Raw genomic sequence first — 15,481 nt, forward strand, 5'->3', positions numbered from 1 at the left:
CAAATTTTGGTTTTGTCAGTAAAAAAGTGGCAAAAATGTGCCGCGCATCGCTTTCATATGTTGCTGAATGTTTCTAAAAAATGCGCAAAGTTACGGATTAACCTGTTTTTTTTAGGCCTTGACAGGCTGAAGGCATACTCAAATTTAACTAAGCAATACACGTAGCGAAAATGTGACCACGGTCATACAACGTCGCGGCAGGAGGGAAAGTAAGCCAGGAAAGTTCTGGAAAAATCATTGGCACCGCTAAAAGTCGGTACACTGGCGCTGCGCGAAAATCATCTACGTAAAATGATGAACTGTTAAGCCTGTGTTCTCACAGCGTTTTGCAGCAATTTGATGCTACACTTTTTTGCTTCGATACAGATGAAATAAGAGCCATGACAGCACTGGATGCCGCAAAATCAACCTGTTCTGAACGCCGCCTTAGCGCCGGTACGCGTACCATTTTTTTAATTAATGGACTGGGCATGTCAGCCTGGGCACCACTGGTACCTTATGCGCGCGATCGCTTGCAGTTAGAAGGGGCATCCCTCGGTGCCCTGCTGCTTTGCCTGGGGATTGGTTCACTGCTTGCGATGCCCGTCACAGGCACGCTGGTTGCCCGCTTTGGCTGCCGGCGGGTGATGATGAGTTCGACGCTGCTGGTCCTGTTGATGCTACCCGTGCTGGCAACCGCGCCTTCCCATCTGGTGATGGCCGCAGCACTCATGCTGTTTGGTGCCGGGTTGGGGATGCTGGACGTTGCAATGAATTATCAGGCGGTGGAAGTAGAAAAAGCCGCAGGACGCCCCATGATGTCAGGCTTTCACGCGTTTTTCAGCCTGGGAGGCATTTTAGGTGCCGGTGCGGTAAGTCTGCTGTTAGGTCTGACATTGACCCCTCTCTTATCGGTTCTGATCGTTATGGCGGTGATGGTCGCATTGCTGCTGTGGCGACTGTCCGGCTATATGAACCAGCGCTTACATCAGCCTGATCAGCCCTGGCTGGTGATTCCGCGCGGGCGTGTCGCCTTTCTGGGCGTACTGTGCTTTATCCTGTTTCTGGCAGAAGGCGCAGTACTGGACTGGGGTGCCTTGTTGCTGCTGCAAAATCCGTCAATGTCGACGGCACATGCAGGTCTGGGCTATGCCGTATTCTCTGTAGCGATGACGGCAGGACGCTTTACTGGCGATAAGATTATTCAACGTTTTGGCCGCTATCCGGTGATGGTCATGGGCGCGCTGGCCGCGGCGTCGGGCCTGGCGCTCGCCGTCCTGCTGCCCTGGCCGGAAGCGTCATTACTGGCTTTCTTACTGGTGGGATTTGGTTTATCCAATACCGTGCCTATGTTATTTAACGCGGCGGGTAATCAGCATGCAATGCCCGCTAACCTGGCGATTTCAGCCATGACAACGTTGGGATATGCAGGTATTCTTTCTGGTCCGGCGTTGATCGGGTTCATCTCTCAATGGATTAGCCTTAGCGGTGCATTTTTACTGATTGCACTGCTCTTGTTGGCTGTGGCTGTCAGTGCGCGCAACGTTGCGCGATAAATCAGGTATCTGAGACGCTATGTTGTATAAGTTTCCTCTGACATCCAGCAATGTCACCCGCTTTTTTATCGTATTTAACCTGGTACTGTTACTGGCGCTGGGTTGTATGGTGCAAAATTCAATTAATGCCTGGCTAACCGATAAACGCTATGCCATGGCCGATATGGCGCACGACGTACAAAAACGTATTGATACCTATCGTTTTGTGACCTGGCAAATTTATGAAAACCTCTCGGCCAGTGCGGCAGGTTCCGTCCCTGCCAGCAATTTACAAGAGACGCGTCTGCGTCCTGATGTCTATTACCTCGAAAAAACCCGACGTAAAACCGAAGCGCTGATCTTTGGTTCGCATGACAGCAGCACGCTGGATATGACGATGCGGATGTCCAGTTATCTTGATACGCTGTGGGGTGCCGAATCGCCGACCTGGTCGATGTATTTCTTAAATGGTCAGGACAACAGCCTGATTATGATATCGACCCTGCCGCTGAAAGATTTGGCCACTCGCTATAAAGAGAATGCGTTAAGTTCATTAGTGGATGCGCGCCGTGCTGAAATGCTGCAGCAGGCGAATGCGCTGGATGAACGCGAAAGCTTTTCGCCTCTGCGTCATCTTGCTTTCCAGAACGATCACTACTTTACCCTGCGTACGACGTTTAATCAGCCCGGCCATCTGGCTACTGTCGTCGCGTTTGATTTGCCTGTGAATGACTTAATCCCGCTTAATATGCCGGTAGAGAACTTCCAGTTGCGTCAGGATGCCAGCTTTACCAATAACACCAGTACAAACCAGGAAGGCCTTGAGACAACCCAGGTTTCGCTGGTCAGCCACGACATTGAGATAGCCGCAGCCCTGCCCAGCACCTCGCTGCAGCTGGTTTACCGGGTCCCCCTTGTTCGCCTGCTGCTCGACAGTGCGCATAACCTGATGTGGCCACTACTGATTAACCTGGTGCTGTTTTTACTTTCACTGAGTGGCGTATTGTTGCTCCGCAAGCAATCGCTTCGTCCCAGTGAAAACCAGAGTGCTGAACTGGACTCCCTTCGCGTACTCAATCAGGAGATTGTGGCCAGCTTACCTGTGGGCCTGTTGGTGTACGACTTTGCGAGTAACCGTACCTTGTTAAGTAATAAGATCGCCGAGCATCTTTTGCCTCACCTGAACCTGCAAAAGATCATCAATATGTCCGATCAGCATCAGGGTGTATTACAGGCTACGATCAACAACGAAGTGTACGAAATACGCCATGCGCGTAGCGTTTTATCGCCGCATACACAGCTGTTTATGATGCGCGATCAGGATCGGGAATTACTGGTCAACAAGAAACTGCAAAAAGCACAGCAGGTGCTGGATCGCAACCACCAGATGCGTCAGCAGTTGCTGCATCACCTTGGCCATGCGTTAAACCAGCCGCTGGAAAAAATCGTCTCGCAGTTGGTGCAGTTGAGTCAGCGTGATAACGACGAAAGCGTGCTGGATATTCTGGACGAGAGCCAGTCACTGGCTCGTCTGGTGGACGATATCGTGCTGCTCAATCGTCTTGAAGCGCATGACTGGTCACCTGATGCGTCGGTATTTAACCTGCAAGAGTTACTGGACGAAATTACGCTGGAGAGCCTGCCGCTGCTGCGCCGCAAAGGCCTGTCCCTGGTGGTGAATAATCATCTGGCAAATGACGAGATGCGCTTTGGCGATCGACGTGCATTGCGCAAAATCCTCACCACGCTGATGCATTATGCGCTGATTACCACCCGCTGGGGCAAGATTACCCTGGCGGTGAAGACGGCAGAGAACCAGCCTGACCGGGTCTATATTGAACTGGTGGATACCGGTGCCGGACTGACCGTGGATGAACTGGCCAACGTGGACTTCCCGTTCCTGGGCGATACCAGTCAGGATCGTTATGGTCAGGCGTCCGGCATGGCGTTTTTCCTGTGCAAGCAGTTGTGTAAACAAATGGGCGGTAGCCTGGAGATTGTGGCGAAAGCCGATATCGGCACACGCTATAACATTCAACTGCCCCTCACGCTAGAGGAACAGCGTGATGAGGAGGAAGAGAAAATCCTGGAAGGCGTAACCGCGCTGGTGGAGATCGCCGTTGAAGATGTCCACAAAATTGTTTGTCGCCATCTGGAAAACTGGGGCGCGCGCTGCCTGACGCCTGATGAACGTATTTCGGGTCAGGATCACGACGTACAGATCACCGACGATCCGGGCAAACTGAGTGGCTGGGCATTGTTGCTGGCAGAAGACGAACCGGGCCATCATGCGCTGAACGATCAACAGTATCGCGTCAATTTCAATCTCAGTAATGCACTACTGGATGCATTACTGGCACTGATTGAGAAGCAATTGTCCCACGATGTAATGGAGGATAACACTGAAGAAGATGACGCCAGCACGCCACTGCTAAGTGGAGGCTATTTCCAGCTGTTTACTGAGACAGTACCGGATGATGTAAAGAGATTGTATACTGAGTCAGCGATAAACGATTATGCCTCGCTTGCTCAGACTGCCCATCGCCTTAAAGGCGTGTTTGCTATGCTTAATTTGACACCGGGCAAACAGCTTTGTGAAGAATTAGAACACCACATCAAAGTGTGTGACGATTAAAACATTAAAAATACCACCAGTAATATTGACGCTTATGTCAATCAACTGCTGCAGCAAGGTAACCAATAAGATGAATAACCTGAATGTAATTATTGCCGATGATCACCCAATTGTTCTTTTCGGTATCCGAAAATCTCTGGAACAAATTGAGTGGGTTAACGTTGTGGGTGAGTTTGAAGACTCAACAGCACTGATTAACAACCTGTCCAAGCTTGATGCCAATGTGCTGATCACCGACCTCTCTATGCCGGGTGAAAAGTATGGTGACGGTATTACGCTGATCAAATATATCAAACGCCATTATCCTGATCTGTCGATCATTGTTCTGACCATGAACAACAACCCGGCCATCCTCAGCTCCGTGCTGGATCTGGATATCGAAGGTATCGTTCTGAAGCAAGGTGCACCAACCGATCTGCCTAAAGCGCTGGCTGCGCTGCAGAAAGGCAAGAAATATACGCCGGAAAGCGTGGCGAAACTGCTGGAGAAAATCAGTGCCGGCGGTTATGGCGATAAGCGTCTGTCGCCTAAAGAGAGCGAAGTATTACGTCTCTTCGCTGAAGGCTTCCTGGTAACGGAAATTGCGAAGAAGCTGAACCGCAGTATTAAGACCATCAGTAGCCAGAAAAAATCGGCCATGATGAAGTTGGGTGTGGATAACGATATTGCCCTGCTCAACTATCTGTCATCGGTCAGCGCGACCCAGATCGACAAAGAGTAAGTTTTCAGGCGGTGCACTCGCACCGCCTCCTTCCGCTTCTCTTTTATCCCTGCCGGGCTTTACGTACCCGCTCCGCATAGAGACCCAGCGTTGATTTCAGCACATCCAGCGTCACGGGCTTCGACAAGCAGTTATCCATCCCTGCGTCCATACAACGCTGCTTTTCTTCGGCCAGCGCGTTCGCCGTGACGCCTATCACCGGGAACACATGCCCTAACTGACGCAGGCGCTGAGTCAGACGATAACCGTCCATATTGGGCATGTTCACATCGGTCAGCACAATATCAATTGTATTACGGCTTAAGACATTTAAGGCGTCAACACCGTCCTGGGCGGTTTTCACCTGATAACCCAGCGTGCCAAGCTGCTCTGACAGCAGCATGCGGTTGATAGGATGATCGTCAACGATCAGCACCATAATGTCGTCATTATGGATTTTCTCTTCGACCGGCCCGCTCAGAGAAAGCGCGTCCGTGCTCTCGGTTTCCACGGCAATGCGGTAAATACGCGCCAGTAAAGTCGGCAGTTCATGCAGGGTTGCCGTGCTGTGGATCCAGCGCCCTGCCTGCGGCTCACGCGGCATATCCACATGCGCGCCGTCAAACGTGATAACCGCACGCACCTGGGGGAATGTTTCCATTGCATAGTCGGTTAACACCACATCATCACTGCCAGGGTTTGCCAGCATATCGGCGACCTGGAAGCCATGTTGCTTCAACAGCCTGTCCAGATACTGGGCCAGGTACTCATTGCGCATTGCCAGCCAGATTTTTTTATCCTGAAGCCCGTCAAGCAGTGGAATGGACGGCTGCTTACCATTGTAGATGGGGATACGCACGATAAACTGGCTTCCCATTCCCGGCTCTGACTCCACCTCAATATCACCGTCCATCATGTTGATCAGCTTTTCACAAATCGCCAGGCCCAGCCCGGTGCCCTGGAAATTACGCTGGACGCCATTTCCGACCTGGAAGAACGGATCGAATAACCGGGTGAGCTCTTTTGCGGGAATCCCGACGCCGGTATCACGCATACGAAAGGCCAGATAGCCCTGGGTGACGTATGCATGCAGGATAATGCAGCCGGTATGCGTAAATTTGATCGCATTATTGAGCAGGTTAGAAATCACCTGTTGCAGACGCAGGGGATCGCCATCGAGGAACTGCGGAACATCGTGTTCAATATAGCAGTACAGTGTCAGGCGTTTTTTCACCACCAGCGACAGATAGTTACCGACAATATGGGTAATCACTTCACGCGGGGAGAAAGGACGCGGTTCAATCTTCAACTGTTCCGACTCGATTTTCGAGAAATCGAGAATATCGCTGATGATTTTTAACAGCAGACTGGAGGAGTTGTTCATGGCGGTGACCAGCGAGTCGATACCGCTGGGCAACTGTCGTGTCTGTAATAAATCCAGATTACCAATAATGCCGTATAACGGCGTGCGCAGTTCATGGCTGACCGTGGCCAGAAACATCGATTTCGACTGGCTGGCCTGTTCAGCGGCATGCGCCATCTCCTGCAATGACTGCTCCATACGAACGCGCGCGGACACATCAACCAGCACGCAGATGGCGACGTTTTCATTGCGATATCGGGAATGCACAAAGCTGATTTGCAGATTGGTGTTGCTGCCCGTCAGGACATCCACAAAGTTGACCTGTTGGCCGCCGATAATTTCATTTAACCGCTTGCGGTCTTCCTGCGTCAGCAACGTAAGATAGTTATGCGCCAGCTCATTACTCAGAATGTTGGTGCCATCGCTGGTGCGCAGAATACAGATCCCGACCGGTGCTGACGCCACGATCTTACGGTTAAACTGCTCATGCTCTTCCAGCCTGTGTGCATTCTCTTCCGCAGGCAAAAACATGCGCCGCTCAAATAACCAGGCCAGCGTAAACAGCAGTACCGCACTCATGATATTGAGCAGCACCGCGTTAATCATCATGAGCCTGAGCTGATCGACCAGGACATCCGTTGACACCGACCAGATCACATTGAGTTCTGATGGCGGTAAGGGTTTCTTGAGCACCAGCTGGCGATAACCGTCCAGATAACCAAACCAGGTTTTATCGTCGGGTAATTCGTTTAGCGAGAAACCTACGCCTCCCCGGCGTGACGTCAGCAACGGCGTATAATTTTCGTCGGTTATGGTCGCGGTCACCGGCAGGCTGCCGGGCTGGATAAATTCATCAAGGCGGATATTTTGCTCTACGCCCAGCAAAGCCTGCAGTTTATCGGCCACATAGACCGGCATCACCACAGAGAAGCTGCCTACACCAGGCTGAGCGGAGCTGCTCACCCAGTAAGCCGGATTACGCTGGTCCTCTTCCGGGCTGTTACGGTAACGCTGCAGGTTTTCCCGCAGAAGCTTCAGACTGCGATCGCGACTGACATTATTATTGTTATTGCTGACGGTAAAGTCAGCCAGGCACCTGTTATCGCCGCCAATCAGGAAGACCCGGTTCAGCTCGTAGGAGGAGGCGAAATTGCTTTTCCAGTAGTTAATGTAGTTGCCTAAGGAATCAAGCGAGTTGCGCCAGGTGGTGCTCATGGAGGCACAGTCGTCACCGGAATATAACGGCATAAACTGCGGCTGAATCAGATTGTCCGCCTGGGACTGACCGATGGGTGCAGGTCTGGCGAGCCGGTTTTCAGCAATATATTTGAGTTCACGCATCATGCCCGCAGAATGACGGACGTACCAGTCAATGGTGCCGTAGTTACTGGCAAACTCCTGACGTACCTTATTCTCTTTGTCATGCAGGACGCTGATAATATAGAACGTCGTCAAAACAGCGCCCAGCAACCAGATGAGCAGTGCCAGCGCGCGAAACAGATAGCGCGAAATGCGCAGCGTCGTGCGGAAAGAAACTAGATATTTCAAAGGTGACTCGCAGGTGGCAAGGTTAGTCGCATTGTTGGATTTTTGATGTTCATACACTAGCTTTATCGCAGCGAAAAAGCCAGTCGACTCCGGGCTCAGGGCGCAGTTTGAGAATGTTTGACCTGCCGCCCACCTCTCCTCTCGCTGTCTTCACAGCCAAAAAAAACGGCAGGCCGGGTTACCCCTGACCTGCCGTTGCGGTTTAACGTACGACGGGTAACTTACTCGTCGTCGTCCACTGCCGGTTCATCATCGTCGTCATTGTCGACTTCAGGTACGATATCATCGTCCCCTTCCGCCACGCTGCCATCGATAGCATCCAGCTCTTCTTCTTCCACCGGTTCCGCTACGCGCTGCAGACCGACAACATTCTCGTCTTCGGCTGTACGAATCAGGATCACACCCTGGGTATTACGGCCCACGATGCTGACTTCGGAGACACGGGTTCTTACCAGTGTGCCGGCATCGGTGATCATCATGATCTGATCGCTGTCGACAACCTGTACCGCACCAATAACCGGGCCATTACGCTCAGTTACTTTGATGGAAATCACGCCCTGCGTTGCACGGGATTTGGTCGGGTACTCACTGTTCGCGGTACGCTTACCGTAGCCGTTCTGCGTAACCGTAAGAATAGCGCCCTCTTCACGCGGCACGATCAGCGAAACTACGCGATCGTTTTGCGCCAGCTTAATGCCCCGTACGCCCGAAGCCGTTCGGCCCATGGCACGTACCGCGGATTCTGCAAAGCGCACCACCTTACCGGCCGCAGAGAACAACATCGCCTCATCGTTGCCGTTCGTCAGCGCCACACCGATCAGCTCATCGTCATCACGCAGGTTAATCGCGATAATGCCTGCGCTACGTGGGCGGCTAAACTCCTGCAGACCCGTTTTCTTCACGGTCCCGCTGGCGGTAGCCATGAAGATGTTAAAGCCTTCGGTGTATTCACGTACCGGCAGAATCGCCGTAATACGTTCGTTGGCTTCCAGCGGCAACAGGTTAACGATAGGACGCCCACGTGCACCACGGCTGGCTTCAGGCAACTGGTAGACTTTCATCCAGTAGAGCCGGCCACGGCTGGAGAAGCACAGGATCGTGTCGTGGGTATTCGCCACCAGCAGACGATCGATAAAGTCTTCTTCTTTGATTCGGGCGGCAGACTTGCCTTTACCGCCACGGCGCTGGGCTTCATAGTCGCTCAGCGGCTGATATTTCACATAGCCCTGATGCGACAATGTCACCACAACATCTTCCTGATTGATCAGGTCTTCGATGTTGATGTCGGCGCTGTTAGCCGTAATTTCAGTGCGGCGGTCGTCGCCGAACTGATCGCGCATCAGCTCAAGCTCTTCGCGAATGACTTCCATCAGACGTTCTGAGCTGGACAGGATGTGCAGTAATTCTGCAATCTGATCCAGCAGCTGTTTGTACTCGTCCAGCAGCTTCTCATGCTCAAGGCCGGTCAGCTTCTGCAGACGTAAGTCCAGAATGGCCTGCGCCTGTTGTTCTGTCAGGTAATACTGACCATCACGGATACCGAACTGCGCTTCCAGCCACTCTGGACGGGCCGCGTCATCGCCTGCACGTTCCAGCATCGCGGCCACATTGCCCAGCGCCCACGATTGCGAGATCAGACCCGCTTTTGCTTCCGCTGGCGTTGGTGCGCGGCGAATCAGTTCGATAATCGGATCGATGTTAGCCAGCGCAATCGCCAGACCTTCAAGGATATGTGCCCGATCGCGCGCCTTGCGCAGTTCGAAAATAGTACGGCGTGTCACCACTTCACGGCGATGGCGAACGAAGGCTTCGAGAATCTCCTTCAGCGCCATAATCTTCGGCTGGCCCTGATGGAGAGCGACCATGTTGATACCGAAAGAGGTCTGCAACTGAGTCAGGGAATAGAGGTTATTGAGAACCACTTCACCAACGGCGTCACGCTTGATTTCAATGACGATACGCATGCCGTCTTTATCAGACTCATCGCGCAGCGCACTGATTCCTTCGACGCGCTTTTCTTTCACCAGCTCGGCAATCTTCTCTATCAGGCGCGCTTTGTTCACCTGATAGGGCAGCTCGTGAATGACGATGGTTTCACGTCCGGTTTTGGCATCCACTTCCACTTCACCACGGGCACGGATGTAAACTTTACCGCGACCGGTGCGATAGGCTTCTTCAATGCCGCGACGCCCGTTGATAATGGCCGCCGTCGGGAAATCAGGCCCCGGAATGTGTTCCATCAGCCCTTCAACGCTGATGTTTTCATCTTCAATATAAGCCAGGCAGCCGTTAATCACTTCGCGCAGGTTATGCGGCGGAATGTTGGTGGCCATACCGACGGCAATACCGGACGATCCGTTGACCAGCAGGTTAGGGATTTTGGTGGGCAGAACTTCAGGGATCTGCTCGGTACCGTCGTAGTTCGGTACGAAGTCAACGGTCTCTTTTTCCAGATCAGCTAACAGGTCGTGGGCGATTTTAGACATGCGCACTTCGGTATAACGCATCGCCGCAGCGGAGTCGCCGTCGATGGATCCGAAGTTGCCTTGACCGTCCACCAGCATGTAACGCAGGGAGAAAGGCTGGGCCATACGTACGATGGTGTCGTAAACGGCAGAATCACCATGCGGGTGATATTTACCGATAACGTCACCGACGACGCGGGCAGATTTTTTATAGGGTTTGTTCCAGTCATTACCCAGTTCGCTCATCGCGTAGAGTACGCGGCGATGTACTGGCTTCAGGCCATCACGCACATCGGGTAAAGCTCGGCCAACAATGACCGACATGGCGTAATCGAGGTAAGAATTTTTTAACTCTTCTTCGATATTAACCGGTGTAATTTCTCTCGCAAGGTCGCTCATGGAGCCGCTATCCCTCTACTAATCCCGGATTTTAAAGGTGCGAAAGTATATCACACCGCAATTCACTGGTGAACGTTAACCACCTTATTAAGGTGCTTTTACTCATGTTGATAAGGTGCGCCATGATAAGTTAAGCGTTTATACTGATGTCACATTTTGTCAGGAGTCACGATTCAATGAATGCACAACCACAGAACCCTCAGCACAATGTCGATGCACAGGAAATTGCCAAGTTCGAGGCCGTTGCCTCGCGCTGGTGGGATCTGGAGGGCGAATTTAAACCGCTGCACCGTATTAATCCCCTGCGGCTGGGCTACATTGCGCAACACAGTCACGGGCTGTTCGGTAAAAAAGTGCTCGATGTCGGCTGTGGTGGCGGTATCCTGGCGGAAAGCATGGCCCGGGAAGGTGCAATCGTCACCGGGCTGGATATGGGCGCGGAGCCACTTGAGGTGGCACGACTGCATGCGCTGGAGAGCGGCGTGACGCTCGACTATGTGCAACAAACGGTCGAGGAGCATGCCAGCCAGCATGCAGGCCAGTACGATGTGGTGACCTGCATGGAGATGCTTGAGCACGTGCCGGATCCACGTTCGGTGGTGCACGCCTGCGCGCAGCTGGTTAAACCCGGTGGCGAGGTGTTCTTCTCGACCATTAACCGTAATCCCAAAGCCTGGCTGATGGCGATTTTCGGTGCGGAATATGTCCTGCGCATGGTGCCGCGTGGGACGCATGATGTGAAGAAATTTATCCGTCCCTCTGAGCTGCTGGGTTGGGTGGATGAAACCCCGCTGCGTGAACGCAACATGACGGGCCTGCACTACAACCCGCTTACCGATCGGTTCCGTCTGGGCAAAGGTGTGGACGTGAACTACATGATCCACACGCATCACGGCGAGGCGTAATTCCTGTGCAGCGTGCGGCTTTGCCCACGCTGCTGTCATCCCACTGTCATCACAAAACGCTATCCTCCCTGGCGCTACGCGTTAAGCCCTGTGGCACGACGGCTATGGCTCAAAACAGGCTTTCGCATAGACCAATGCTGGAAAAAGTCGCGCAATGTTTGAAAAATCAGCGGTCGATCATAAATCGCAATATTTTCTCAGACTGGTTGACAAGACCTGCGGCCTTACGAGACGCGGCCTAAGAAAACCCGCAGAAAATACAACCCCCGCAGACATCATTTTTTCCTCTTGTTAAGCGCCAGCAAAATACTAGAATAAGCCTCCATATTGTTATACTTATCTTCGACAACCCCAAGATGTAGTGTTTATCCACAACATTATTCACAATGAATATGCTGTGTATAAATCGGGATTTCTTTTAATTATTGGATACTCACGCAAAGGTAAAAACGCGACATGAACCAAAGTCTGCTCGTTACTAAACGCGATGGCCGCCAGGAGCGCATTGATCTCGACAAAATTCACCGTGTCCTCGACTGGGCAGCTGAAGGGCTGAACAATGTGTCGGTTTCACAGGTAGAGCTGCGTTCCCACATTCAGTTTTATGATGGCATCAAAACCTCTGACATCCATGAAACGATCATCAAGGCCGCTGCAGACCTTATTTCTCGCGATGCCCCTGACTATCAGTACCTTGCCGCCCGTCTGGCGATCTTCCACCTGCGTAAAAAAGCGTACGGCCAGTTTGAGCCGCCCGCGCTGTACGATCAGGTCGTTAAGATGGTTGACTTGGGTAAATACGATCGCCATCTGCTGGAAGACTACAGCCGTGAAGAGTTCGAGCAGATGGACGGCTTCATCGACCACTGGCGCGACATGAATTTCTCCTACGCGGCCGTGAAACAGCTGGAAGGCAAATATCTGGTTCAGAACCGCGTCTCCGGTGAGATCTACGAAAGCGCCCAGTTCCTGTACATTCTGGTGGCGGCCTGCCTGTTCTCAGGCTATCCGCGTGCGACCCGGATGGATTACATCAAGCGTTTCTACGATGCGATTTCCACGTTTAAGATCTCCCTGCCGACGCCAATCATGTCGGGAGTGCGTACGCCAACCCGTCAGTTCAGTTCCTGTGTCCTGATTGAATGTGGCGACAGCCTGGATTCCATCAACGCGACCTCCAGCGCTATTGTGAAATACGTTTCACAACGCGCAGGTATTGGTATTAACGCGGGTCGTATCCGCGCGCTGGGCAGCCCGATTCGCGGCGGTGAAGCTTTCCATACCGGTTGTATCCCGTTCTATAAGCACTTCCAGACGGCGGTGAAATCCTGTTCGCAGGGCGGCGTCCGTGGCGGCGCAGCAACGCTGTTCTATCCGATGTGGCATCTGGAAGTGGAAAGCCTGTTAGTCCTGAAAAACAACCGTGGTGTGGAAGGTAACCGCGTGCGTCACATGGACTACGGTGTGCAGCTCAACAAAATGATGTACCAGCGCCTGCTGAAGGGCGAGGACATCACGCTGTTTAGCCCGTCAGACGTACCTGGCCTGTACGATGCGTTCTTTGCCGATCAGGACGAATTTGAACGTCTTTACACCAAATACGAACAAGACAGCAGCATTCGTAAGCAGCGTGTGAAAGCGGTGGATCTGTTCTCGCTGATGATGCAGGAACGCGCCTCTACCGGCCGTATCTACATCCAGAACGTTGACCACTGCAACACACACAGCCCGTTTGACGCCAGTATTGCGCCAGTGCGCCAGTCGAACCTGTGTCTGGAAATTGCGCTGCCAACTAAACCGCTCAATGACGTCAACGACGAAAACGGTGAGATTGCGCTCTGTACACTGTCAGCATTTAACCTTGGTGCGATTGACAGCCTGGACGATCTGGAAGAGCTGGCCACGCTGGCTGTACGCGCGCTGGATGCACTGCTGGATTATCAGGATTACCCGATTCCGGCCGCGCAACGGGGTGCGATGGGTCGTCGTACGCTGGGCATTGGCGTCATTAACTTTGCTTACTACCTGGCGAAGCACGGCGTGCGCTACTCCGACGGCAGCGCGAATGGCCTGACGCACAAAACCTTTGAAGCCATTCAGTACTACCTGCTGAAAGCCTCAAATGAGCTGGCTAAAGAGCAAGGCGCCTGCCCGTGGTTCAATGAAACCACCTATGCACAGGGCGTGCTGCCAATTGATACCTACAAGAAAGATCTGGATGCGATTTGCAACGAGCCGCTGCACCTGGACTGGGAAACCCTGCGCGAGCAGATTAAAACCCACGGCCTGCGCAACTCGACGCTTTCTGCCCTGATGCCGTCTGAAACCTCGTCGCAGATTTCAAACGCCACCAACGGTATCGAACCGCCGCGCGGCCATATCAGTATTAAAGCGTCTAAAGACGGTATCCTGCGTCAGGTGGTGCCGGAATATGAGCGTCTTAAAGATCAGTACGAACTGCTGTGGGATATGCCGTCCAACGATGGCTACCTGCAACTGGTTGGCGTAATGCAGAAATTCATCGATCAGGCGATTTCGTCAAATACCAACTACGATCCGTCGCGCTTCCCGAATGGCAAAGTGCCGATGAAGCAACTGCTGAAAGATCTGCTGACCGCCTACAAGTTTGGCGTGAAAACGCTCTACTACCAAAACACCCGTGATGGTGCGGAAGATGCGCAGGACGATCTGGCACCTTCTATTCAGGATGATGGCTGCGAAAGCGGCGCCTGTAAGATCTGACGGTCGGGCGGGAGCCTTTCCCGCCCACATTTTTCCGCGAGGCCGGTGCTGAGCCTCGTCTACCATGGACAGTTTTTTATGGCTTACTCCACTTTTTCACAAAACAAAAATGACCAGCTGAAAGAGCCTATGTTTTTCGGTCAGTCCGTTAACGTGGCGCGCTTTGACCAGCAGAAATACGATATCTTTGAAAAACTGATCGAAAAGCAGCTTTCGTTCTTCTGGCGTCCTGAAGAAGTCGATGTCTCGCGCGATCGCATCGACTACCAGGCCCTGCCCGATCATGAAAAGCATATCTTCATCAGCAACCTGAAATACCAGACGTTACTGGACTCGATTCAGGGACGCAGCCCGAACGTGGCACTGCTGCCGCTGATCTCGATTCCGGAACTGGAAACCTGGATCGAAACCTGGGCTTTCTCCGAAACGATCCACTCTCGCTCGTACACCCACATCATTCGCAACATCGTGAACGATCCGTCTGTAGTGTTTGATGATATCGTCACCAACCAGCAGATTCTGGCGCGTGCGCAGGACATCTCTAAGTACTACGATGACCTGATTGAGATGACTAACTACTGGCATTTGCTGGGCGAAGGTACGCATCAGGTCAATGGTAAGTCCATTACGGTTAACGTGCGCGCGCTGAAAAAGCAGCTGTATATTTGCCTGATGAGCGTCAATGCGCTGGAAGCGATCCGCTTCTACGTCAGCTTTGCCTGCTCTTTTGCGTTTGCTGAGCGAGAACTGATGGAAGGCAACGCCAAAATCATCAAGCTGATTGCACGCGACGAAGCTCTGCATCTGACCGGCACCCAGCACATGCTTAATCTGCTGCGCACCGGTGAAGACGATCCTGAAATGAAAGAAATTGCCGCCGAATGCCGTGAAGAGTGCTTCGAGCTGTTTAAGAAAGCGGCCTTACAGGAGAAAGAGTGGGCAGATTACCTGTTCAGCGGCGGCTCCATGATCGGTCTGAACAAAGATATCCTGTGCCAGTATATCGAATACATCACCAACATTCGTATGCAGGCGGTTGGCCTCGATCTGCCGTTCGGAACGCGCTCGAACCCGATTCCCTGGATCAACGCCTGGCTGGTGTCCGATAACGTTCAGGTTGCCCCGCAGGAAGTGGAAGTCAGTTCTTACCTGGTGGGTCAGATTGATTCAGAAGTGGGCGAAAACGACTTCGACGACTTCCAGTTATAAC

General features: G+C 52.6%; 7 protein-coding genes and 1 pseudogene. 6 read left to right on the plus strand and 2 right to left on the minus strand.

The genetic code is table 11. From position 1 onward, the window contains the following. The first annotated feature begins 380 nt into the window (after window positions 1–380). From G5574_RS06405 to rcsB, 3 genes and pseudogenes are all read left to right on the plus strand, one after another. Window positions 381–1,535, plus strand: coding sequence for an MFS transporter (locus tag G5574_RS06405; protein WP_033740605.1), 1,155 nt, complete (start codon window positions 381–383; stop codon window positions 1,533–1,535). 19 nt (window positions 1,536–1,554) lie between these two features. Next, window positions 1,555–4,218: pseudogene (gene rcsD, locus G5574_RS06410) on the plus strand (phosphotransferase RcsD). Window position 4,219: 1 nt separating this feature from the next. After that, entirely contained in the window at window positions 4,220–4,870 is a 651-nt protein-coding gene (gene rcsB / locus G5574_RS06415) for a response regulator transcription factor RcsB (RefSeq protein ID WP_006120001.1), read from the plus strand. A 43-nt stretch (window positions 4,871–4,913) separates the two neighbouring features. Here the strand turns inward: rcsB and rcsC are convergent, their stop codons facing one another. Together rcsC and gyrA are read right to left on the minus strand one after the other, a co-directional pair. Then, window positions 4,914–7,760: a two-component system sensor histidine kinase RcsC gene (gene rcsC / locus G5574_RS06420; RefSeq protein ID WP_033740958.1), complete on the minus strand. Its 2,847-nt coding sequence runs from the start codon at window positions 7,758–7,760 to the stop codon at window positions 4,914–4,916. Window positions 7,761–7,981: 221 nt separating this feature from the next. Then, window positions 7,982–10,624: a DNA topoisomerase (ATP-hydrolyzing) subunit A gene (gyrA, locus tag G5574_RS06425; RefSeq protein WP_033740609.1), complete on the minus strand. Its 2,643-nt coding sequence runs from the start codon at window positions 10,622–10,624 to the stop codon at window positions 7,982–7,984. A gap of 176 nt (window positions 10,625–10,800) precedes the next feature. Between gyrA and ubiG the strand changes: the two genes are divergently transcribed. The 3 genes from ubiG to nrdB all read left to right on the plus strand — a co-directional run bounded on the left by ubiG (window position 10,801) and on the right by nrdB (window position 15,480). Then, window positions 10,801–11,529, plus strand: a complete 729-nt coding sequence (gene ubiG / locus G5574_RS06430; protein ID WP_033740611.1) for a bifunctional 2-polyprenyl-6-hydroxyphenol methylase/3-demethylubiquinol 3-O-methyltransferase UbiG — start codon at window positions 10,801–10,803, stop codon at window positions 11,527–11,529. A gap of 456 nt (window positions 11,530–11,985) precedes the next feature. Beyond that, window positions 11,986–14,271 (plus strand): class 1a ribonucleoside-diphosphate reductase subunit alpha, encoded by a 2,286-nt coding sequence (gene nrdA, locus G5574_RS06435; RefSeq protein WP_033740614.1) that lies wholly within the window; start codon window positions 11,986–11,988, stop codon window positions 14,269–14,271. Between the two features lie 78 nt (window positions 14,272–14,349). Next, window positions 14,350–15,480 (plus strand): class Ia ribonucleoside-diphosphate reductase subunit beta, encoded by a 1,131-nt coding sequence (gene nrdB, locus G5574_RS06440; RefSeq protein WP_164482312.1) that lies wholly within the window; start codon window positions 14,350–14,352, stop codon window positions 15,478–15,480. The last annotated feature ends 1 nt before the right edge of the window (window position 15,481 follow it).

Origin of the sequence: Pantoea stewartii, assembly GCF_011044475.1 — a bacterium.
Classification (GTDB): Bacteria; Pseudomonadota; Gammaproteobacteria; order Enterobacterales; family Enterobacteriaceae; genus Pantoea; species Pantoea stewartii.